Origin of the sequence: Ralstonia sp. AU12-08, from assembly GCF_000442475.1 — a bacterium.
Classification (GTDB): Bacteria; Pseudomonadota; Gammaproteobacteria; order Burkholderiales; family Burkholderiaceae; genus Ralstonia; species Ralstonia insidiosa.
This window is the reverse complement of the sequence record NZ_ASZV01000008.1, coordinates 107,681-129,479: the sequence shown is the minus strand read 5'-3', so window position 1 is coordinate 129,479 and position 21,799 is coordinate 107,681. Positions and strand designations below refer to the sequence as shown.

Here is a 21,799-nt window from a genome sequence, read left to right as displayed (position 1 = left end):
GACTACTGCGCGGTGCTGGCATCTACCCAGGTAAAGCCCAGGTTGGTGATGCCGGTAATGATGGTTTGGAAGTCAGCATAGCCTGGCGTGCCAAGATCGGGCTCAAGCCAGAATGGATGGAAGAAGAACGAAGCAAAGCCATCGCGCACGACCAACGCATAGTTGGCATTGGTCAGGATGTCCTGCGCGGAGTACGTCAGGCACGATGACGGGTCGATATTGCAGATGTTGTACTCCACGTTACCCAGGTTCTCCGGAATCACACGCTGGCCGTAGTAGTCCTTCTGAATGATGTAAGGGAAGAACTGGCCAACCGAGAAATCATGTCCCGGTGTGGTTGCATTGAGCGTCTGCGGATTGCTTGACGTGTAGTACACCACGCGTTGGTAGGTGTTCTTGAAGTACTGCGGCACGGCTGCAATGGCCAGTGGAGAAGATTGGTAGTGTGGCGCCTCCCACGCAAATGGCGTGTAGCCGTTGAGCTGCAACTCCAGCAACCCGGCAGACAAACGCCCTGCCGCCCACTGCGTTGAATCCTCGTTCACTGGCCGGTTCAGGGTGGCAAGCCAGAACTCGTAGTCGTTCGCGCTGACCGCATTGACGAGGTTCGGGATATTGCTGTACTGGTGTGTGTAACCGTGCATCAGTAGCTTGCCGCCGCGTGCAATCGAATAGTTCAGCGCCTGCTTCAACCCTGTTGCATTAACCATGTGAATGGTCTGCGCCACGCCACCGTTGTAGACGCCGTTGGGGTCGGTGTAGAGCGGGATGGTTGCGAGCGAGAACGGGATCTTCTTGCTGGACATGTAGTCCGCCAGGGTTTCGATCGACGATACGGTATTGGTGGCGTTGAGGTCCTCCAACCTGACCAGCGCGCGATGCTGCGTCGGTGCATTGGTGCCGAGAATATCGTGCAGCATGTCGCAGACCACCAGATAGCGGTCGCGCGGCCCGATGAACGAGAACGGCATGTCGGCGAAATACCAGAAGTTGCCCGAGCGAATCACGTATGGCGCAGTCGCCTTCGTGACCGAGTTGGTGATCGTCACCAGGCTTGTCGCCTTGGTGGCATCGGCCACCGCCGTCACACCAATGTCCGGGTCTGCGGAAACCGCCCCGGTCGTGGCATTGAAGGCGTAGTACTTGGTCATGGTCTGGTTCTTGTACGTGACCGTGTCATAGAAACCAGGGTTGGGCGCACTGGCCGACGGCGCAGCATTCATGCCGGCAAGGCTCGAGAACGAGATGCCATAACGTGAGGTGAACGGATACGCCGTGTTCCAGGCAAGTTCCCACAAGTTGTACTTGAACCAGACGACGGTTTTTTGCGTGGTGCTTACGTCCGACAGGAACGCCGCCGGAATGGGGTTGGCGTAGTAGCTCCCCATGTAGAACGTGGCGGTGTACTGCTCTGTCATGCCAGCCGTGTAGTTCTGCACGGGCAGCATGGTGATGGTGGTATTGAAGTGCGCGAGCAGGTTGTACAGCATGATCGCGTACGCCTTGCCCAGATTGGTGTACTGGTCATTGGCGGGCGCGTCGTACAGCACCAGGATGGGGGCTGGCGTGGTCTGCGCGGATGCCGTTTTGCCGACCGTCACGCAAATGGGCCCGAGCCCGATGGTGCAGGTGGAAGCCTGCGCGGGCCCGGTCAGCGAGACGCCGAGTAGGCCGCCCGCAAAGACTAGTGCATAGAGAAACTTACGAAACATCGATTTCATGATGGCTCTCCGACTCATGGGCGATACACCGAGCCGTCCGCTTGGCGGTAGAGCCCGAGGTTGAAGTTGGGACCACGGTCGTGGCCACGTTCCGTACCGGTTGGCTCGTTCTCTGGCATACCGGGACGGATTTCGGTGATGCCAGGCGGGCGCGGTGGCGGAACGACCTGCCCGTTTTCATCCATGACGCCGTAGCCGTAGGCGCGTCCGCCCCCGGTCACGGGCTTTTGTGTGGCCACAGCCACCACAGCCGGTTGCACTGGCTGCCCAGCTGTGGCCGTGCCACTGGAAGACGCTGGCGCAGACTTTTTCTTATCTGCGTCCGTGCCTGGATTGCGCTGGTCAGAACCACCGATAACCACCGCCGGAACCCCTGCATTGCCGGCCCATGGTGGCGCCAGTGCCAACCATCCAGCGATCAGGGCGGAGGCCAGCAAGATGCCGCCCCCGATGCGTTTCGCTTTCATCCAAGCCTCCTAGCCATTCAGGCGTTGCATGGATGCAGCCCCGATCGCCGTGGCGCGTGCCGCTTCCAGATTGATGATCTCGGCCTCGGTGGCCGGCTTGCGAACGAGTTGCGGGCCACGCGCCACCACCTCGGCGGGCGCGTCGAAGGCCGCTTTCAATGCGTCGACAATGCGATGGCATGCCTGCCCATCCCCATACGGGTTGTGGGCCTGTGCCATGCGCTGGTATTCGTCGGCGTCCTGCAGAAGCGTTTCAGCTTCCACCACGATGCGCTGCGTATCGGTGCCGACCAGGCGTGCAGTGCCGGAAGCCACGGCCTCGGGCCGCTCGGTGGTGTCACGCGTCACAAGCACCGGTTTGCCCAGCGCAGGCGCTTCTTCCTGAATGCCGCCGGAATCGGTGACGATCAGGTAAGCCCGGTCCATCAGGTAGACGAAGGGCAAGTAGTCTTGCGGCGCAATCAGATGCACGTTGTCCTGGCCCGCCAGGATGGCGTTGACCGGCTGCTGCACGTTGGGGTTCAGGTGCACCGGATAGACGATCTGCAGATCCGGATGGCGCGCTGCCAGCAGGCGCAGCGCCACACAGAAGTTCTCAAACGGCTCGCCAAAGTTCTCGCGCCGGTGGCCAGTCACCAGAATCATCCGCCGCCCGGCGTCGAGGAATGGATAGCGCGCGGCCATCTCCGCCGATAGCGCCGCATCGGCATTCAGGCGTCGTTTCACAGACAACAGCGCATCGATGACGGTATTGCCGGTGAGCGTGATCTGGCTCGGGTCGATGCCTTCATCCAGCAGGTTCTGGCGCGATTCAGCTGTCGGCGCAAAGTGCCACGTCGTCACGGAATCGGTCACGCGGCGGTTGAGTTCTTCGGGCCACGGAGACCAGATGTTGCCCGTGCGCAGCCCCGCCTCGACATGGCCCACCGGGATGCGCCTGTAGAAGGCGGCCAAGCTGGCAGCCAGTGTGGTGGTGGTGTCTCCGTGCACCAGCACGGCATCGGGCTGGAAGGCATCCAGCACGCCATCGATGCCACCCAGCACGCTGGAGGTAATGCCTGACAACGTCTGCCCAGGCTGCATCAGGTTCAGATCAAACTCCGGCACGATGCCGAAGAGCTGTAAGACCTGGTCGAGCATCTGCCGGTGCTGCGCACTCACGCATACCGCCGACGTGAAGCCTGCCTCGGCTTGCAACGCCTTCACCAGCGGCGCCATCTTGATGGCCTCTGGTCGCGTGCCGAACACTGTCAAAATCTTCCCGGTCATCTTGCTCTCCCCATGTCATCTGCATCGGCTAGCCATTCCAAAGCGCGACGACGAACGCGTCGCTTCTTACGCCGGCATAGACCTCACCATAGAGCGAAGGCCGTGCCATGCATCCTGCCTTGACCTGCCGTGGCGCTGCGACGCCATCGCGCGCGCGCCGAAGCCAATCCTTCTCGTTACCCGTATCCCTCGTTGATCAAAATCGTTTCATCCGTGACACCTCGGCTCCAGGTCCCCCTAGAACCAAAGGATGGCGCGTGCCACTACGCCCTTCGCCCGGTCGGCGTGGGTCAGAGGCAGGCGGTATTGCACGGTGAGATCCAGCCAACTGGCCGGGGCGCTGTATTGCGTCTCTCGAAACCAGTAGCGAAAGTTGATGCCGGGGCCAGCACCCAGCGCGAGTTGCCGGTCGGTGGCCTTGTTGTCGTGGTCGCCAGCCAGTACCACGTGCGGGTAGACCGTCAGGTGATCGCTGATCGAGTCGAGTAGCCAGGTATGCCCGTAGCGCGCTTCGGTGCTGATGATCATGCGGCCCTGGTTGAGGAAGTACGCACCCTCCCCGTACGCCTGCCAGGTCTGCCAGCGCGGCTTGGTGACCTGCAGGTCAATACCCTGGTCGGTCGAGAAGCCAATGCGCAGCAGCGTGTCATTGACGCTCTGGGTGCCGATGCGGATCAGGCGCTCAGCGGTGAACACCAGGTTGAGATCCTTGACCGGTTTGTAGCGCGCCCCCACCGACCCCTGTGCCGTCGGCAGGCCGGCGATGCCGTTGCCGTCATAGAGGTTGTCGTAACCGCGCACGAAGAGCTGGAAGATGCTGCCGTCGCGATAGCCAATGCCGGGGGGCTGCCAGTAGACCTCTGCGCCGCCCTGAAACACGCTCACGGTGTTGGGCACGCCAAACGCCGAAGTCTGGTACGCGCCGGAAAGCACCATGCCCCAAGTGCGCTGCATCTGCTCCACCTCGCGTCGGTAGCCGAAGCGGCGGTCGGCGGGAAGGCTGTCATTACCGTTGCTGCCACCGTCACTCTTGGCATCCGCATCGGCAACGTCCAGGCTCTTGCGGAACAGCGTGATAGCGGTCGAGTTGTCGCCCATGCGTTTCGCTGCATAGGCAGCATCGGCGTAGTGGCTCCAGTTGCCCTGGCCGGTGGCAAAGCCGCGCTGGAACGCCGCAAGCGCGGCGCGGTCGTCACGGGCCCGCAGGTGGCCATAAGCCTCGTTCAATTCACGCTGGCCAATCACGCGCGGGTCATCGGGTGACGTGGCTACGCTCTGAACCTGGGGTGCCATCGCCTCGGCAAGCAATGCCTTGGCGTAGCGTTTTTGCGCCGGGTCCGTGGCGTGCTCTTCGGCCAGCGTGGCGGCCCGGGTTGCGCCATCGCGGTCCCCCAGTTGCAGGCGTGATTGCGCGAGGCGCAACTGGACGCCGGCATCAGGCTGATCCTGCAGGCCACTGAGCGCATCCAGCGCCGCCTGCGGATGTCTGGCGGAATACGCGCTGTCCGACCACGCCAGATGCAGGTTGCGCTGTTCCTGTGGTGTCCAGTCCGTGCCCTGGGTGGCGTGGGCGAAATCCTGTTCGGCCGTGGCCGAGTCATTCGCCTTCTGCGCAAGGAACCCGTGCTGCGCATATACGCGCGGCTCGTTGGGGTACTTCTGCACCAGCGCATCGGCTTGCGTGCGCGCCGCATCCAACCGGCCCTTGCGCGTCAGCACATCAAGCAGCAACAGGTTCAGCTGCAGGCTGTCAGGCTGCACCGCCAACGCAGCGCGCGTTGCTGCTTCAGCATCATCAAGCTTGTTGGCATCGATCGCATGGTAGGCGCGGTCTGCCCGGAAGTACGCGTCGGGCTGCAGCGGCTGCGCCGTCTGTTCTGCGACCGACACACCATGACATAGCGCCCATACCGCAGCAGCAATTGGCCACTTGATCGGCCAACCTGCACCGCGCAGCGTGAAACGGTGGATTCTCTCGGTTTTCATGCCACACCTCCCGCAATTGATGGATTGGGGTGTACCTCTGGGCCGGGGGCCAGGTCATGCAAGACCGGCGCCGGAGGTATCGGGGGGATGGGGGGAGCCTCGGTTGCGGATGCCGTGCCTGGTGCAACAACCGGGCCGGCGCCCGTCATGGATTCGACGGCCAACGTGGCCGAATATGCCGCAGGGCCAAACACGACCGTAGCGCGGCGATTGGGGTCGGCCATCAGTGCCAGCTCGGCCGACATCTCGTGGTCGCACGCCATGAAGCACGCAACCTTGCGTCCGGCTGCGCGGGCCAACTCGTCCAGCACTTCACCATTGGGCAATTCCGACACGGCGATATTGAGCGAGCCGTCCTCGCCAATGGAAAACGGCACCACGTGATGCCGCACAGCCAGATCGCGAGGCAGACAATCGGCCAGTGCGCCCAACACGACGTTGGTCAGACTCACGCGCGGCAGGTCAACCTGCTCGGCCAGCGCATCAGCCAACGTGTCGGGCGTGACCAGCCCTTGCTGGACCAGGATGGTCCCGAGCCGGCGGCCGGTTTCCTGCTGCAGGGTCAAAGCCGCGTCGAGCTGCGCTTGCGTGAGCGCTTCCCACTTGAGCAACGTCTCGCCCAGCATCGAGCGCGTGCGGCCGAGGGCATCGTTCGACAAATAGGTGTGCTGGGTCTTGTCCCACGCGATCGGCTTGCCGGTCAGGCAGTAGATCAGGAAGATCTTCCACGCCCGGCATACCGAGAAGAAGTTGATGAAGTTGTTCACCACCAGCCTGGGCAGGCACAGCACGCCTTGCAGCGGACCATTCAGGCGCCCCACGAAATACACGCGCTGCGCCAGCCGGTTGAACAGCAGCGTTGCGTTGATCGCCAGCAAGTCCTGCATCCACACGGAGCCGACCACGAAAGAGCCATCGGGAATCGCAACCCATCCCTTGGCCAGCAACGCGCCGATCACCAGGTAGTTGAGCGACAGCACATACGCCAGGATCGAAAACAGCGCGGTCACCACCCCCTTGCGGTCACGGAAGAACATGTACCTGGTGATCAGGTTGCCCTTCCACCCCATCTGCAGCCAGCCCTGGAATGCAATGCCGAGCACCCAGCGCGCACGCTGCCGGTAGGCGGTTCGGAACGTGCTGGGGAAATACTCGCGCGTGGCCAGCAACTGCGGACGCACGCCACGCCGCTTGCCAAAACGCCAGCGCGTGCGCGTCTTGCCCTCGGCATCCTCCGCAGGCTCTGTGGTCTCGCAAATCGGGAAGTGCACAAATGCCTCCCGCATGCCGAGATCGTGCAGCCGGAAGCTGAAGTCATAGTCTTCTGTGAGCGTGCTGGTGTTGAAGGGCGAATCGCCCCGCACCTTCATCACCGCCTCGATGGCACGGCGGCTATAGCACAGCGCCACGCCTGCCCCGGGCACCGTGCCGGTCAGCGCCTGGCGCGCCACCAAGTCCTTCTGGTGCGTCTCGGAGAAATCATCCATGTAAGTACCGGCCACCCACTCGTACCACTTGCGCTCGAGCGAGAGCACCGGCAACTGCACCAGATCCTGATCGCCGATGAAGTAGTTGAAGTACTTCAGCTCCAGCGGGTGAATCACGTCTTCGCAGTCGTGCATGATCACGCCCGCAAAGCGGATGCCGTGGCCTGCCTCATGGCGGATGATGGTCTGGATGATGGTGTTCAGGCAGTCAGCCTTGCAGGTGGGGCCATCGTGCGTGACGGCCGCCCGCACCACGCGCCCTGGATAGCGGCGCACCATGCGCTCGACCTCGGTGGTGGTCTCAGCATCATTGCGGTAAGCGCCGGCAAAGATAATGAAGTGCGTGTACTCCATCGTCGCCAAGGTGTTCTCCACCATCTTGGCGATGACGTCGTACTCCTTCCAGGCGGGCACCATGATGGCGAGCCACTGCTCCTCACGATCACGCAGCGCGCGTGCCGAGATGGTGACGGGCATGCGACCGCGCTGCGGCCAGAGCCACAGCTCCCGCATCCAGTAGAACGCATCCAGGAAGAAATCGTCGGCGGTGCTGATGAGGATGACGAGCGTGGTCGCCACCGTCAGCGTGTTGAGCAACGCCAGGTAGATTTCCCATGGCACATCGCTCATGGCCCTTCCCCCATGCCGGCATACGGCCGATGCCTGGCAACTCCCCCGCTTTGCGCTGTAGCGCTCATCGCTTTCCCCAAGTTCTTGTCGACCTGCGGCGCAACCACGTGCGCCGTGCGTCCGGCACCGTCGCTTGGCAAGCGATGGCTGCCGATGCGGGGTTCTCTGGCCCGCTTCGCAAGCGTGAACGCGAGGACCGTACCAACGCCCGCCAGGGCGCGCCGTTATGCGGTGCGGCATGCCGCACGAGCGTGCGCACAGACGGGGGGCATGCAGGGTTGTTGCACCGGTGAACGCGATGCGGGGTTTGGGGCCTTGCTGCAATTGCAGCCACGGCACGCAATACACGTTGGCGCGGTACCGCACTCGTCCAGGCAGACGACAGGCATGCCCTACAAACGGCGGAGGCGATTCGCACCCAGGCGCAGGGTGTTCGGCTGAGGCGTACGTGCGCGTTACTTGCAGGGCGTGGTGCACACGCTCGCGTCCAGCGCCCGACAGACGGGACTGTGGCGGAGCAAGGCCTTTCTGCTAAAGGCTTTGCAGGAGTCTGAGCATCGCGGCCGTGATGCTCAGTGAAGGTGTGCCGCAATTGTGCGGCACCAACCGGACTCCATTGCCCGATTGGCGTGGTCGAGGCGGCAGTCTCGGCAGCATCACCACCGACTATCACTCAAATCGGTTACAGCGCTGAAACACAAAGCCGCGCACGAGGCGCGGCTTTGCAAGGGTGATGCGTATCAGCGCATCAGGCCATCAGAACTGTTCCCAGTCATCTGCATCGCTGGCAGCTGCAGCGAGTGCCAGCTTGCCCGGCTTCGGTTCGATTGCCGCGGCAGGCGCAGTTGCGGGCGCGGAAACCGGTTTGGCAGGCGCAGCTGCAGGCGACACAGCAGGCTTGCGCACGGCACGCTTGATTGTCGAGGCAGGCTTGCTCGCTGCAGGTTTGCTAGCAGCAACCGGCGCTGCCGACGGCGCCTTCGCAGCGCTCACCACAGCAGCCGGCACAACGTGCGTACCTGCCGGCGGCAGGCGGAACGACGCAACCGTCTCGCGCAGCACACCCGCCTGCTCTTCCAGCGATTGCGCGGCAGCGGCCGCCTCTTCCACCAGCGCCGCGTTTTGCTGCGTCACTTCGTCCATCTGCGTGACGGCCTGGTTGACCTGTTCGATGCCGGTGCTCTGCTCGGCCGACGCGGCGCTGATCTCGCCCATGATGTCGGTCACGCGCTTGACGGCCACCACCACTTCGTCGATCACCGTGCCGGCTTCGGTCACCAGCGTCGAGCCGTTTTCAACACGGCCAACCGAATCGCTGATGAGTTCCTTGATCTCCTTGGCTGCCGTGGCCGAGCGTTGCGCCAGGCTGCGTACCTCACCGGCCACCACCGCAAAGCCGCGGCCTTGCTCACCCGCACGCGCGGCTTCCACTGCGGCATTCAGGGCGAGGATGTTGGTCTGGAAGGCAATGCCTTCAATCACGCCAATGATGTCGGCGATCTTCTTGCTGCTGTTGTTGATGCCCGACATTGTTTCGATGACACGGCCCACCACTTCACCGCCCTTGACGGCGATGTCCGATGCGTTGCCCGCAAGCTGGCTGGCCTGGCGCGCATTGTCGGCATTCTGCTTCACGATGCTGGTGAGTTCCTCCATGCTGGAAGCCGTCTCTTCCAGCGAAGACGCCTGCTCTTCCGTGCGCTGCGACAGATCGAGGTTGCCGGCGGCAATCTGTTTGGTCGCGCTGGCGATGGAATCGCTGCCGCCGCGCATCGTCTCGATGGTGCGGATCAGTCCACGCTGCATGTCGATCAGGCCACGGGTGAGCGCACCCATTTCGTCATGGCTGCTCACGGTGATGTGCTCGGTCAGGTTGCCGCGCGAAATCTCGCCAAAGTGGCCCAGCATGTTCGACAGCGGTACAGAGATCGCACGGTGCAGACCAAACGCACAGCCCAGCGCTGCAACGATACCCACCACGATGGCGCCGATGATCAACATCAGGAACGCGTGCGAGCGGGCCACTGCGTCGTCGTATCCGGCCTTGGCCTGATCGGACTGGCTGCGATCCAAGGCATCTGAGGCGGCGGTCATTGCCACCGACAGTGGCGGGATGACGTCCATGACCACTTTGTCGACCGCGGTTGCGTCATGGGCACGCAGTGCGTTCATCAGCGGCTCAATGCCATCGCGAAACAGCGCTGCACGTTTGGCTTCCAGATCGGCAGCCAGACGGGCTTCATCTGCACTCATGGGCAGCGCCTTGTACTGCTTCCACGCGTCGTCGGACTTGACGCGGTAGCCATTGGCCTTGTCGAGGATCGCCGGTAACTCGGCGGACTCCGGGTGGAAGACCGCACGATCCAGCGTAGTGCGCACGATGGCGGCATGCAGTTGTGCCTTGGCAACCAACGAAGTCGAAGCAAGCTGGTTGCTATAGATCTCTTTGATGGTTGCGTCAGACGCGCGCATGCCGACGACGCCGATGGTGCCAATGGTGGCCAGCAGCACGGCGAGCAGCGCGAGGGCTGCGTTGAGTCGGAAACGGATGGAAAGTCGATTGAACATGGGAGTCAAAGCGGGCAAAAAACAGGTTGCGGCACCCGCTATAACGGCCAGTCCGCGCCGTTCCTGAAGTCAGACGCGGACGAACTCCCCTGCAGAAAGTGGTCAGTAAGGCACTGCCATGTTGTTTTCGATGCGGGCACGGTCACCCGGACGCAGGCCGTTCGGGTTGTTTTGCGTGAGCGTGGCCATCGAGTTGTCGTTCAAGCGCATGGTCACGCGGTAGGTCTGACCGACCACCGTATTGCCTTCCACGGCGTTGCCCGCCATGGCTCCAGCCACCGCACCGCCGATGGTGGCCACGGTATTGCCGCGTCCGCCACCCACCTGGTGCCCAAGCAGGCCACCCACTACGCCGCCAAGCACCGCGCCCACACCGGTGGGCTGCCCGCGCACCGGCACCGCGTCGATGCGCTCGATCACGCCATAGCGATTGTCGGCCGGTGCCTGATAGGCAGGCTCGCTCCTACTCGGATACGGGGAATAGTTCGGCTGTGGCTGCGAATACACCGGCGCCGGCTGCTGTGACGGGTACGGTTGCTGCGGATACGGCTGCTGCGCGCTCGGGTCATAGCTGCCGTTGTAGCCGTTGCTGTAGGTGTTGTCGTACCCGTTGGCGTACGGCGTGGTGCTGTAGGTCGTGCCGCCATAGCTGTTGCCATATGCACTGCTGCCGGCCGCATAGCCAGCGCCATAGCCCGCACCGTAGCCGGGGTACGGCGCCGTGACACAGCCGGCCAAGCCTGCTGCCCCCGTTGCCACTGCCGCCAATACTATCCACCGTCCTGCGTGGCTGACGCGTACCCGTTTGTTCGTTGCTTGCATGATTGATCCCGTTTGTGCGCGCGGCGTCTGGTCCAGGCCGGAGGCCTTCCTGCGGTTTGCGCCCCTTGCCGGAAAGTCTATGCCGCGGGCCCCGCGCCCCGTGAAACCAAATTTCTTCATTGGTAACGGCGTGTAACCTCGTTGCGTCAGGGGCTTCCGGCGCCACGGCCAGCGGGGCGCGCTATGATCCTCGGGCGCCGTGCGCGGCACTTCCTGCTGACAAGACACGGCCCGCCACTCCTCCTCGCCTCGCTCCTCAACATGCAGCCGACACTCTTGATCCTCATTGCGATGACGCCCGACAACGTGGCGCAGATCGCTCAACACTTCCACGTCATCCACGCCCCGACCCGGGCAGAACGCGACACCGCCATTGCCCACAACGGGCAAGACGTGCGCATCGTGCTGACCAATGGATCAACGGGCCTGACCGGCGCAGAGATCGCCGCCCTGCCCAAGCTGGAACTAGCCTGCGCCCTGGGCGCCGGCTACGAGAACATCGACGTGGAAGCCGCCCGTGCGCGCGGCGTAGTGGTGGCCAACGGCGCCGGCACTAACGATGCTTGCGTGGCCGACCACGCCTTTGGCCTGCTGCTGGCCGCGGTGCGCGGTATCCCGAAGCTGGACCGCGCCACGCGCAATGGCGTCTGGCGCGACGACATTCCGCTGCAGCCCGGTGTGTGCGGTAAGCGCCTGGGCATCGTGGGCCTCGGCACCATCGGCATGCAGATCGCACGCCGCGCCGCAGGCTTCGACATGCAGATCGGCTATCACAACCGCAAACCGCGCGACGGTGTGTCGTACCAGTACTTCGGTGCGCTCAAGGAGATGGCTGCGTGGGCGGACTTCCTGATCGTTGCCACGCCGGGCGGCGCGCAAACCAAACACTTGGTCAATCAATCCGTTCTGGAGGCGCTGGGGCCGAACGGCTGCGTGGTCAACATCGCGCGCGGCAGCGTGGTGGATACGGCGGCGCTGGAAGCGGCCATCCGCACGGGCAAGCTGGGCAGCGCGGGGCTGGATGTGTACGAGAGCGAACCGAAGCCACCGCTGGGCTTGCTGGACCTGGAACAGGTCGTGCTGACACCGCACATTGCCGGCTGGTCACCGGAATCGGTGCAGGCCACGGTGGATCGCTTTCTGGAGAACGCCCGCCGACACCTGGCGGGCACAGGTGTGGTGTCCCCGGTCTAAACCGGAGACACCTCAACGACAGGATCACGACGTCGGTCGCTTCATCTGGCACGACGTCGGCTGCGCACCGAGGTGCGGTTCAAGCGTGACGTCGGTGCGCCAGCCGTAGCCGGTGTTCTCCTGGTCGTACTTGATCTTCTTGCCATCGGCCTTCACCCAGGTGGTGACATACAGCGTCTGCTGTGCCTGGTGATCGGTCTTACGCATCTCGACCGGGCCGTTCAGGCTCTCAACCGTCATGCCCTCCATCACCTTGGCCACCTTGGCGGGCTCGGCCGAACCACTGGTCTTGATGGCCTTGGCCAGGAAGGCGATGCCGGTGTAGACGTCGGCGTTGAAGAAATCGTCGTTGTACTTCTTCTTGAAGCCATCGAGCACGGCGTTCGTCTTCGCGTTGCCATCGTTCGGTGCAAAGTAGCTGATGACCTTCACACGGTCCGCACCCGACGCGCCCATTGCGGTCGGCACACCGGTGGTGCCGGCGTAGTACGTGTAGAAGTTGGTGGTCAGGCCTGCATCCTTGGCTGCGCGAACCAGCAGGGCCAGATCGCTGCCCCAGTTGCCGGTGATGACCGTATCGGCGCCGGATGCACGAATCTTGGCCACGTACGGCGAGAAGTCCTTCACCTGCGCCAGCGGGTGCAGGTCTTCACCCACGACCTGAATGTCAGGACGCTTGCGCTTGAGGTAGTCCTTGGCTGCACGCGCCACCTGATGGCCGAACGAGTAGTTCTGGTTCAGCAGGTAGACCTTCTTGATGTTCGGGTCCTTGGCCAGATAGGTGGTCAGGGCCTCCATCTTCATGTCGGAGTTGGCGTCCAGACGGAAATGCCAGTAGTTGCACTTGCTGTTGGTCATGTCCGGATCGACCGCGGCGTAGTTGAGATAGATGATCTCCTTGCCCGGATTGCGGTCGTTGTATTTGGCGATGGCGTCCTGCAATGCCATGCCCACGCTGGAGCCATCGCCCTGCGCGACGTAGCGAATGCCCTGATCGGTGATCTGCTTGAGGATCGTCAGGCTCTCTTGCGGCGAGACCTTGTTGTCAAACCCCACGACTTCAAACTTGGTGCCGTTGCCGCTCCAGTTCTGCTGGTTGGCGATATCTGCCGCGTATTGCCAGCTGCGCAACTGGTTCTGGCCCAGCGCGCCCATCAGCCCGGACAGCGGGTCGATCCAGGCGATCTTGACGGTCTCAGCCGCCTGAACCTGCGCGGTGCTCGCGCAGAACGCGCCAGCCGCCGCGCCAACTACAGCCGCCGCGCGCAGTGCGAGTCGGAATGCCTTCATGCAAATGTCTCCTGATGTCTTATCGTTAGACGCCGTGCAGAAGGCATCGTCGAGCATGGTTCCTTGCACAAAACCGTAAACCGAGGCTTACGGCAGCTCGATCCTTCCATACACAAACGTATGTGCATGGTAGGAGTGCGTTTGTTGACATGTCAACCGGAGAAAACCTGGGGCGCTCAGCATGCGCTCAGCGCTGGACAGCGGTGTCAGCGTCGCTAGAATCCGCCTTCATGTCCAAGCCGCACGAGGTGCGCATGCCCTCCCCGCTGATCGACGACCACGACGCACCCGTCGACGCCGAACCCACCTCTCCCGCAGCGCCGCGTGCGCAGCTCACGCCCAACGACTGGGTGCGCGCGGCCACCGATCTGCTCGTCACCAAGAGCATTGACGCCGTGCGCGTCGACGTGCTCGCCAAGCAACTGGAAGTCACGCGCGGCAGCTTCTACTGGCACTTCAAGAACCGCGACGATCTGCTGCATCAGGTACTGCAGGACTGGAGCGAGCGCACGCGCGTCGGCCCCAAGCTCGAGCGACAGAACCCATCGGTACAGGGGCTCGTGCGTGATCTGCTGGCGCTACCGTTTCGCGGCCGCAGCGCGCGCCGCACCGCCATGATCGAGTTCGCCATCCGTGCCTGGGCGCGACGTGACCCGATGGCACAAGAGGCCGTCGAAACCGTCGACGAACATCGCATGGATTACTACGTCCAGCACTTCCAGGCGATCGGCTTTGCGCGCAAGGACGCCAAGGCACGCGCCTTCATGCTGTACGCCTACCAGCTCTCCGAAGCCACGCTGTGGCACCAGGGCAGCAAGCCCGACAAGGACGCGCGCCGCCGCTTCTTTGAAGACACGCTGCTGGCCGGCGCGCCGCTGCCGGCGGACGACGGTGTCGCTTGATCTACGCCAAGTTCACGCCATACGAGCCCCCGCCTGTGGCAGATATACTGCGCGCTGCCCTTTCTTGTTTTGCCGGAGACATCCATGCCTGACGCGACGTACAACGACCAGAACATCTTCGCCAAGATCCTGCGCGGCGAACTGCCCTGCATCAAGGTGTATGAGGACGACCACACCATCGCCTTCATGGACATCATGCCGCAGGCCGACGGCCACGTTCTGGTGCTGCCCAAGGAAAGCGCAGCGGAGTTGTTCGACCTGTCGGATGAGGCCGCCTCGGCCGCCATCCGCACCACGCGCAAGCTGGCCCGTGCCGTGCGCGCGGCCTTCACGCCGCCGGGCATTGCCATCTTTCAGCTCAACGGCAGCGCTGCAGGCCAGACCGTGCCGCATGTGCACTTCCACGTGCTGCCGCGCTACAGCGATACGCCGCTGCAGCCGCACGCACGCGTGCAGGCCGACAGCGACAAGCTGAAGGCCCACGCCGAAAAGATCATCGCAGCACTGCAAGCCGAGTAAGTTCTCCTGCTACGGCGCGGCGGATGGCAGTGCCGCATCCGCCTGCGCCGCACCCTCCCGCCCGTCATCACGTCGATACGCCAGCCGGTATAACACTGGCAGCACCAGCAGGGTCAGCGCCGTCGACGACAAGATCCCACCGATCACCACGGTTGCCAGCGGACGCTGCACCTCCGCACCGGTGCCGGTCGCCAGCGCCATCGGCACGAAGCCGAGCGATGCCACCAGTGCCGTCATCAGCACCGGGCGCAAACGCGTCAGCGCCCCTTCCCGCACGGCCTCATCGACGGACTGCCCGCCTTCGCGCAAGCTGCGGATGAAACTCAGCATCACCAGCCCGTTCAACACCGCCACGCCCGACAGCGCGATAAAGCCCACCGCCGCGGAGATCGATAGCGGGATGCCGCGCAACGCCAGCGCCAGGATGCCGCCTGACAGCGCAAACGGAATGCCGGAGAACACCAGCAAGCCATCCTTCAGGTTGCCGAACATCATGAACAGCAGCGTGAGCACCATCGCCAGTGCCAACGGCACCACGATCTGCAGGCGCTCGGTAGCCGACTGCAACTGCTCGAACTGGCCACCCCATGCCATCCAGTAGCCGGTCGGCAAGCGCACCTGCGCATCAAGCACGGTCTGCGCTTCCTCCACGAACGAGGCGATATCACGCCCACGCACATTGGCGCTGATGACGATGCGGCGCTTGCCATCTTCGCGGCTGACCTGGTTGGGGCCGGTGACCTCCTTGAGCGTCGCCACATCGGAAAGCGGCACGTAACCCTGGCCGTTCGGCAGCGCGAGCGGCAGACGGCCGAGCGCGGCGGGGTCACTGCGCAAGGTTTCCGGTAGACGCACCACGATGCCGAAACGGCGATCGCCCTGAAACACCGTGCCCGCATCCTTGCCACCAATGGCCGCCGACACCGTGTCCTGAATCACGCCGATGGACAGCCCGTAGCGTGCGGCCTTGTCGCGGTCGATGTCGACGTTGAGGAAGGGCAAGCCACCCGTCTGTTCGATCTTCACTTCGGTGGCGCCAGCCAGCTTGCCGAGTTGCGCCGCCACGATCTTGGCCTGCGCTTCGAGCACGTTCATGTCGTCGCCGAACAGCTTGACGGCTACGTCGCTGCGCACGCCCGAGATCAATTCATTGAAGCGCAACTGGATCGGCTGCGAGAACTCGTACGCGTTGCCGGGCAGTGCCTCCACCGTGGTGCGGATGTCGGCGAGCAGTTGGTCGCGCGTACGCCGATCCTGGCGTTTGCCGTCGGGACCAGCGGGCCAGTCCTTCTCCGGCTTGAGCATGATGTAGCCATCGGAGATGCTGGGCGGCATCACATCCGTTGCCACCTCGGCCGTGCCGGTGCGGGCAAAGACGCGTTCGATCTCTGGGAATTTCGCCTTGAGCGTGCGCTCGATCTGCATCTGCATCTCCAGCGATTGCGCCAGACCCGTACCCGGTACACGCATCGCCTGGATGGAGAAATCGCCTTCGTTCAGGTTGGGCACGAACTCTGCGCCTAGGCGCGTGGCAGCGACCAACGAGACCGTCACTGCGACGGCCGCAAAGGTCAGCACCACAGCAGGTGCAGCCAGCACGCGCTCAAGCAGCGGGGCGTACACGCGGCGCGCCCAGCCCATCAGGCGGTTCTCCTTCTCTGCCACGCGCTCGCCAATGAACAGCGCCACCGCTGCCGGCACAAACGTGATGGAAAGAATCATGGCTGCCGCCAGTGCCAGCACCACCGTCATCGCCATCGGGTGGAACATCTTTCCTTCCACACCCGACAGCGCAAAGATCGGCAGGTACACCACCATGATGATGAGCTGACCATACAGAAGCGGGCGACGCGCCTCGCGGGCCGCCTCGAATACCTCTTCAAAGCGTTCGGCAGGTGTGAGTGGTCGGCCGCGTTGCTCCTGTGCATGTGCCAGGCGCCGCACGCAGTTTTCGACGATCACCACCGCACCGTCGACGATGATGCCGAAGTCCAGCGCGCCCAGACTCATCAGGTTGGCGCTGACCTTCGCCGACACCATGCCGCTGAAGGTCATCAGCATCGACAGCGGAATCACCAACGCAGAGAGCACCGCCGCACGCAAGTTGCCAAGGAACAGGAACAGGACGGCCATGACCAGGATGGCGCCTTCCAGCAGGTTCTTCTTGACGGTGGCGATGGCCTTGTCGACGAGCACCGTGCGGTCGTAAACCGATTCGACACGGATACCCGCCGGCAGCGTCTTGCGGATCTCCTGCATGCGCTTGTCCACCGCCTGCGACACCGTGCGGCTGTTTTCGCCCATCAGCAAGAATGCGGTGCCGAGCACGACTTCGCGCCCGTTGCTGGTGGCTGCGCCGGTGCGCAATTCGCTGCCGCTCTCGATGGTGGCCACGTCACGCAGGCGCACGGGTGTGCCGTTGGGACTCGCCAGCACGACGTTGCCGATGTCGGCCGCGTCGCGGAGTTGGCCCGGCGCACGCACGAGGTACTGCTCCCCCTTGCGCTCGATATAGCCCGCGCCGACGTTGGCGTTGTTGCGATCCAGCGCAGCCACCACGTCGGCCAGCGTGAGCTTGTACGAGGCCAGGCGCTCGGGGCTGGTTGCCACCAGAAACTCCTTGGCAAACCCGCCGATGGTGTTCACCTCCGTCACGCTGGGCACGTTGCGGATCTGCGGGCGGATCACCCAGTCCTGCAGCTCGCGCAGGTCGGCCGGCGTGTAGGCGGTGCCGTCAGGCTTGCGCGCATTGGCATCGGCCTCGACGGTCCAGAGATAGATTTCGCCCAAGCCGGTAGAGACCGGGCCCATGCTCGGCGCCATGCCGGCTGGCAGTTGTTCCTTGGCAGCCTGCAGGCGTTCGCTCACCAGCTGGCGCGCGAAGTAGATGTCGGTGCCTTCCTTGAAGATGACGGTGACTTGCGATAGGCCGTAGCGCGACAGCGAGCGCATCTGCTCCAGCTTTGGCAGCCCGGCCATGGCCGTCTCCAGCGGATAGGTGACGCGCTGCTCGGTCTCCAACGGAGAATAGCCCGGTGCCGGTGTGTTGATCTGCACCTGCACATTGGTGATGTCGGGCACCGCATCGATGGACAGGCGCGTGTAGCTATACGCGCCGAATGCGGCAGCGGCCAGCACAGCCAGCAGCACCAGCCAGCGCTGGGCAATGACGGTACGCAGAAGGCGTTCGAACATGGTGCGCCCCTCAGTGGCCGTGATCGGCGGACTTGCCGGCTTCCGCCTTCAGCACGTAGCTGTTGGCCGCGGCATAGCGCGTGCCTGCGGGCAGGCCTTCGACGATCTCCGTCCATGTGCCGTCGGTACGGCCGATCTTGACCGGGCGCACTTCGAACCCCGCAGGAACGGGGACAAACACCGAAGGTTTGTCATCCACCGTTTGCACGGCGTCGGCGCGCACGGCCACGGGCACCTGCGTGCGGCCCGACTCCACCGACACGTTGACGAACATGCCTGGGCGCCAGGCCAGCTTGGGGTTGTCCAACGTCACACGCGCAGGTGCCGTGCGCGTCTGTTCGCCCAGCAATGCGCCCACGTACGACACCTTGCCCTGCACGGCGGTGCCGGTGGCAGTGGCATGGACGGTGGCGGCGGCGTTGGTGGTCACGGCTTCCAGATCCTTGGCGGTGATCGAGAAATCTGCCCACACCGTGCGCAGGTCAGCCACGGTAAAGACTGCCGTCTCGGCCTGCACAGCCTCGCCTTGCGACAAATGCTTGGCAACCACCACACCGTCAAACGGTGCGCGCAGCTCGAAGCGGTTGAGCGTCGACCCTGATGGTGCCGCGCCGATGGCCGTCAACTTCTGGCGTGCGTTGTTCGCCGCAATGCGGGCTTCCTGCAACGACGTGCGGGCCTGCTGATAATCCTGTTCGGCGGCAATGCCCTGCTCCCACAGGCGCTTCTCGCGCGCGTGGGTTTCCTGCGCCAGTGCCAGGCGCTGTTGCGCGGCCTGCAGTTCGCTGCGCTGGTCTGACAGCGTGGGGCTCGACAGCACGGCAAGCAGTTGGCCCTGCTTGACAGGCTGGCCCAGTTCCACCGCCACCTTCTCTGCCACGCCCGCCACGCGCGGCACCACGTGTGCGGTGCGATCTTCGTTGAGCTTGATCTCGCCGGGCAGGACGACTTCCGTGCGCAGCTCCGTCGCACCCGCCGTCTCCACGCCAATCTTGGCGTTGGAAATGGCTTCGGCTGTCATAACGAGCGTCTCGGCGTGCGGCGCCTCGGCCCGCTCTGCAGCGGCGGGCGCGGGTGCAGCTTCTGCTTCGGTGGTGGCGGCCTGGCGTGCGCCCATGCCGAACCACAGCCCGGCGGCGGCCAACGTGCCCAGCACGACGATGAGCGCGATGGCGCGCCGTTGTTGCGGTGGAAGTGTCATGTCAGCAAAGTGAGAGGTGCCGGATCACCGGCCGAGAATGCGATCGATGCCGGCTGCCGCCTGGTGTGCGCGCGACAACGCGGCCAAGTACTGCGCACGCGCCTGAAACAGCGTGCGCTGGGCATCCAGCACATCGAGAAAGTTGAACTTGCCGGCATCAAAGCCAATGCGCGCGGCGTCATAGGCACGCCGCGCGCCAGGCAGCACGTCCTGACGCAGCGACTGCACCGCGGCGCGCGCCGCATCGAGCCGGGCAACGTCCTGGGCCAGAGTGGCGTTCTGTTCGAGCTGCAGCGCGCGGTAGTCTTCAAAGGCCTTGTCAGCCAGGCGCTGTGCCTCAAGCAGGTTGCCCTGGTTGCGGTCAAACAACGGCAGCGGCACCGCAATGCCCAGCACCGCCATGTTGTTGTTCGCACTGCTGTCGCGCTTGACCCCCACGTTGACCGTCACATCCGGCACGCGCTTGCTGCGCTCGACGTTGGCAAGCGCTTGGCGGCGATTGATCTCCAGCCGGGCGCGGATGACGCGGGGCGCGTTGTCCAATGCGCTCGTGGGCTGACGCGCATCCGGCGGCACGACGGGTAAGGTTTCGGCGCTGCCATCGGCTTGCGGCGCAGCAGCAGCCCCGCCCCAGAATGCAGACAACGCGCGCTGCGCAACCAGCAGTTCTGCACCCGCATCGCGCAACTCAATGGCAGCGCTGGCACGCGCCACGCCCGCCTTGGTCTGCTCTACGGGTGACACCTTGCCCGCTTGCACGCGCCGCGCGGCAGCCGACTCCGCCTGCGCAGCCAGCGTATCGGAGGCCTGCGCCAGCGTCAGACGCTCCTGCGCAATCAGCAAGTCAAAAAACGCACGTGTCACGTCGGCGCGCAACTCGGCGCGCAGGACTGCCGCATCTTGCGAGACGGCGTCACGCCCCAGCTCGGCTGCACGCGTGCGGGCTGCGCGCTTGCCGCCAAGCTCCAGCGGGATATTGAGTTGCGCCGTCATGGTGGCGCGGTTGCGGCGCACGTCTTCGGTGATGAACGCGGCCTCGGGGTTGCGCAGGCGGCTCGCCTGATCCAACGCACCTTCACTGGCGGCGATCTCGTAGCCCGCCGCCGCCAGCGCGGGATGCGTCTGCATGGCGCGCTCCACCGCCTGCTGCAGCGTCACGCGTTCGGTCTGGCCTGCAACCACATCGCCGGAGGCCGTTGCAGAAAGGGCTGCCGGGGTGACAGGGTCAGTTGCCGCCACGGCAGCCAAAGGAGCGGCCAGAAGACACGCAAGGGCCGCTCCAACGGGCCGATAGAGCCAGGGCTTGCAACGCATCACACGAGGGCGCCGTCGGTGTACGGATTGCGCTCGCGCGGGCCACGCGTGTCGGTCAGGCCGCCATCGGTGTAAGGGTCGCGCGGGCCGACGCGGGCTTCGAGCACGGCTTGTGCGGCAGCACCGTCGGTGTACGGATCGCGTGCGCCGGTTTTGGCGCCGTCGGTGTAGGGGTCACGCGGGCCAGCCTTGGCCAGCGGCAAGGCCATCGACTTGACCTGTCCCATCTGCGGCAGACAGCAGGCGTCGTGGTGGTCTTGCGCGGCCACGGCAGGGCCGGACGCCAGCAACGCTGCCAGCGCGGCAGAAGCAGCCAGGGGCAGTACACGTTGGAATCGAATCGCCATGATGATCTCCTTGGATAGTCCGACACCAGCAAGACAGGAAGGGGGGCGGTGTCAGTGGGGCCAGTCTAGGGAGGGGGTCGCCACGCGGGCATGACCTGAACATGACAAACTTGTCATCTTCGGCCCCGCGGCTGGGGTTTTGGCATATCGTGGCGGCATCGGCAGCCAAGACGGGAGCGCCCTACCGCGCGCACCCGCAACTTTCATCATGCGACTGCTCATCGTTGAAGACGAGCCCAAAGCGGGCGACTACCTCCTGAAGGGCCTGACGGAATCCGGCTTTGTGGCCGACCTCGCCCGCACCGGTCCGGATGGCCTCTTCCAGGCCATGGAACACGACTACGACCTGATCGTGCTCGATGTCATGCTGCCCGGCATGGACGGCTGGCAGGTCATCCAGCAACTGCGCCGCCAAAAGAGCACGCCGGTGCTGTTCCTGACCGCGCGTGATGATCTGAATGACCGCCTCAAGGGCCTGGAACTGGGCGCCGACGATTACCTCGTCAAACCCTTCGCCTTTGCCGAACTGGTGGCGCGCGTGCGCACCATCCTGCGGCGCGGCCCGCTGCGCGAGAACGAAGTCCTGGAAATTGCCGACCTGAGCATCGACACCATCAAGCGCCGCGTCACGCGTGCTGGACAGCGCATCGACCTGACCGCCAAGGAATACGCGCTGCTGCATCTGCTGGCGCGCCGCTCGGGCGAGGTGCTGTCGCGCTCGCTGATCGCCTCGCAGGTGTGGGACGTGAACTTCGACAGCAACACCAACGTAGTCGACGTGTCGATCCGGCGCCTGCGCGCCAAGGTGGACGACCCTTTCGAGCACAAGCTGATCCACACGTTGCGCGGCATGGGCTACGTGCTGGACGCGGTGGGTCGTTGATGGG

At 64.2% G+C, this 21,799-nt stretch carries 16 protein-coding genes; 4 read left to right on the top strand and 12 right to left on the bottom strand.

The features are described 5' to 3' along the window. Window positions 1–2 precede the first annotated feature (2 nt). From C404_RS36180 to C404_RS36150, 7 genes are all read right to left on the bottom strand, one after another. Window positions 3–1,721, bottom strand: a complete 1,719-nt coding sequence (locus C404_RS36180; RefSeq protein WP_021193631.1) for a DUF2334 domain-containing protein — start codon at window positions 1,719–1,721, stop codon at window positions 3–5. Between the two features lie 14 nt (window positions 1,722–1,735). After that, a complete protein-coding gene (locus C404_RS36175) occupies window positions 1,736–2,188 on the bottom strand; it encodes a hypothetical protein (RefSeq protein WP_021193630.1) in 453 nt (150 codons plus the stop codon). Between the two features lie 9 nt (window positions 2,189–2,197). After that, a complete protein-coding gene (wecB, locus tag C404_RS36170) occupies window positions 2,198–3,457 on the bottom strand; it encodes a non-hydrolyzing UDP-N-acetylglucosamine 2-epimerase (RefSeq protein WP_021193629.1) in 1,260 nt (419 codons plus the stop codon). Between the two features lie 237 nt (window positions 3,458–3,694). Then, window positions 3,695–5,443, bottom strand: a complete 1,749-nt coding sequence (locus tag C404_RS36165) for an NfrA family protein (RefSeq protein ID WP_021193628.1) — start codon at window positions 5,441–5,443, stop codon at window positions 3,695–3,697. Beyond that, complete coding sequence (locus C404_RS36160) at window positions 5,440–7,560, bottom strand: glycosyl transferase family protein (RefSeq protein WP_021193627.1); 2,121 nt, start codon at window positions 7,558–7,560, stop codon at window positions 5,440–5,442. The genes C404_RS36165 and C404_RS36160 overlap by 4 nt, the downstream gene beginning before the upstream one ends. Before the next feature lie 756 nt (window positions 7,561–8,316). Further along, window positions 8,317–10,128, bottom strand: a complete 1,812-nt coding sequence (locus tag C404_RS36155; RefSeq protein ID WP_021193626.1) for a methyl-accepting chemotaxis protein — start codon at window positions 10,126–10,128, stop codon at window positions 8,317–8,319. A gap of 102 nt (window positions 10,129–10,230) precedes the next feature. Beyond that, the gene (locus C404_RS36150) at window positions 10,231–10,950 is read right to left on the bottom strand and encodes a glycine zipper 2TM domain-containing protein (RefSeq protein ID WP_031328945.1); all 720 of its coding nucleotides are present in this window, start codon (window positions 10,948–10,950) and stop codon (window positions 10,231–10,233) included. Between the two features lie 261 nt (window positions 10,951–11,211). Between C404_RS36150 and C404_RS36145 the strand changes: the two genes are divergently transcribed. Continuing rightward, on the top strand, window positions 11,212–12,144 hold the full coding sequence (locus C404_RS36145; RefSeq protein WP_031328943.1) for a 2-hydroxyacid dehydrogenase: 933 nt from the start codon (window positions 11,212–11,214) through the stop codon (window positions 12,142–12,144). Window positions 12,145–12,168: 24 nt separating this feature from the next. On the opposite strand, the gene C404_RS36140 is transcribed toward C404_RS36145, so the two are convergent. Further along, a complete protein-coding gene (locus tag C404_RS36140) occupies window positions 12,169–13,434 on the bottom strand; it encodes a branched-chain amino acid ABC transporter substrate-binding protein (protein ID WP_021193623.1) in 1,266 nt (421 codons plus the stop codon). A gap of 254 nt (window positions 13,435–13,688) precedes the next feature. Between C404_RS36140 and C404_RS36135 the strand changes: the two genes are divergently transcribed. Beyond that, window positions 13,689–14,336: a TetR/AcrR family transcriptional regulator gene (locus C404_RS36135; protein ID WP_031328942.1), complete on the top strand. Its 648-nt coding sequence runs from the start codon at window positions 13,689–13,691 to the stop codon at window positions 14,334–14,336. Between the two features lie 84 nt (window positions 14,337–14,420). Further along, window positions 14,421–14,855: an HIT family protein gene (locus tag C404_RS36130; RefSeq protein ID WP_021193621.1), complete on the top strand. Its 435-nt coding sequence runs from the start codon at window positions 14,421–14,423 to the stop codon at window positions 14,853–14,855. A gap of 9 nt (window positions 14,856–14,864) precedes the next feature. On the opposite strand, the gene C404_RS36125 is transcribed toward C404_RS36130, so the two are convergent. The 4 genes from C404_RS36125 to C404_RS36110 form a co-directional block, all read right to left on the bottom strand. Beyond that, window positions 14,865–18,050: an efflux RND transporter permease subunit gene (locus C404_RS36125; protein ID WP_021193620.1), complete on the bottom strand. Its 3,186-nt coding sequence runs from the start codon at window positions 18,048–18,050 to the stop codon at window positions 14,865–14,867. 10 nt (window positions 18,051–18,060) lie between these two features. Then, complete coding sequence (locus C404_RS36120) at window positions 18,061–19,251, bottom strand: efflux RND transporter periplasmic adaptor subunit (protein WP_021193619.1); 1,191 nt, start codon at window positions 19,249–19,251, stop codon at window positions 18,061–18,063. A gap of 24 nt (window positions 19,252–19,275) precedes the next feature. Continuing rightward, a complete protein-coding gene (locus C404_RS36115) occupies window positions 19,276–20,490 on the bottom strand; it encodes a TolC family protein (RefSeq protein WP_232317377.1) in 1,215 nt (404 codons plus the stop codon). 74 nt (window positions 20,491–20,564) lie between these two features. Then, complete coding sequence (locus C404_RS36110; RefSeq protein ID WP_021193617.1) at window positions 20,565–20,912, bottom strand: hypothetical protein; 348 nt, start codon at window positions 20,910–20,912, stop codon at window positions 20,565–20,567. A gap of 208 nt (window positions 20,913–21,120) precedes the next feature. On the opposite strand from C404_RS36110, the gene C404_RS36105 reads away from it, so the two are divergent. After that, window positions 21,121–21,795 (top strand): heavy metal response regulator transcription factor, encoded by a 675-nt coding sequence (locus tag C404_RS36105; RefSeq protein WP_021193616.1) that lies wholly within the window; start codon window positions 21,121–21,123, stop codon window positions 21,793–21,795. Window positions 21,796–21,799 lie beyond the last annotated feature (4 nt).

Coding starts and splice junctions, on each gene's coding strand:
- C404_RS36180 (WP_021193631.1), bottom strand. CDS start 1,721: ATGAAATCGATGTTTCGTAAGTTTCTCTATGCACTAGTCTTTGCGGGC.
- C404_RS36175 (WP_021193630.1), bottom strand. CDS start 2,188: ATGAAAGCGAAACGCATCGGGGGCGGCATCTTGCTGGCCTCCGCCCTG.
- wecB (WP_021193629.1), bottom strand. CDS start 3,457: ATGACCGGGAAGATTTTGACAGTGTTCGGCACGCGACCAGAGGCCATC.
- C404_RS36165 (WP_021193628.1), bottom strand. CDS start 5,443: ATGAAAACCGAGAGAATCCACCGTTTCACGCTGCGCGGTGCAGGTTGG.
- C404_RS36160 (WP_021193627.1), bottom strand. CDS start 7,560: ATGAGCGATGTGCCATGGGAAATCTACCTGGCGTTGCTCAACACGCTG.
- C404_RS36155 (WP_021193626.1), bottom strand. CDS start 10,128: ATGTTCAATCGACTTTCCATCCGTTTCCGACTCAACGCAGCCCTCGCG.
- C404_RS36150 (WP_031328945.1), bottom strand. CDS start 10,950: ATGCAAGCAACGAACAAACGGGTACGCGTCAGCCACGCAGGACGGTGG.
- C404_RS36145 (WP_031328943.1), top strand. CDS start 11,212: ATGCAGCCGACACTCTTGATCCTCATTGCGATGACGCCCGACAACGTG.
- C404_RS36140 (WP_021193623.1), bottom strand. CDS start 13,434: ATGAAGGCATTCCGACTCGCACTGCGCGCGGCGGCTGTAGTTGGCGCG.
- C404_RS36135 (WP_031328942.1), top strand. CDS start 13,689: ATGCCCTCCCCGCTGATCGACGACCACGACGCACCCGTCGACGCCGAA.
- C404_RS36130 (WP_021193621.1), top strand. CDS start 14,421: ATGCCTGACGCGACGTACAACGACCAGAACATCTTCGCCAAGATCCTG.
- C404_RS36125 (WP_021193620.1), bottom strand. CDS start 18,050: ATGTTCGAACGCCTTCTGCGTACCGTCATTGCCCAGCGCTGGCTGGTG.
- C404_RS36120 (WP_021193619.1), bottom strand. CDS start 19,251: ATGACACTTCCACCGCAACAACGGCGCGCCATCGCGCTCATCGTCGTG.
- C404_RS36110 (WP_021193617.1), bottom strand. CDS start 20,912: ATGGCGATTCGATTCCAACGTGTACTGCCCCTGGCTGCTTCTGCCGCG.
- C404_RS36105 (WP_021193616.1), top strand. CDS start 21,121: ATGCGACTGCTCATCGTTGAAGACGAGCCCAAAGCGGGCGACTACCTC.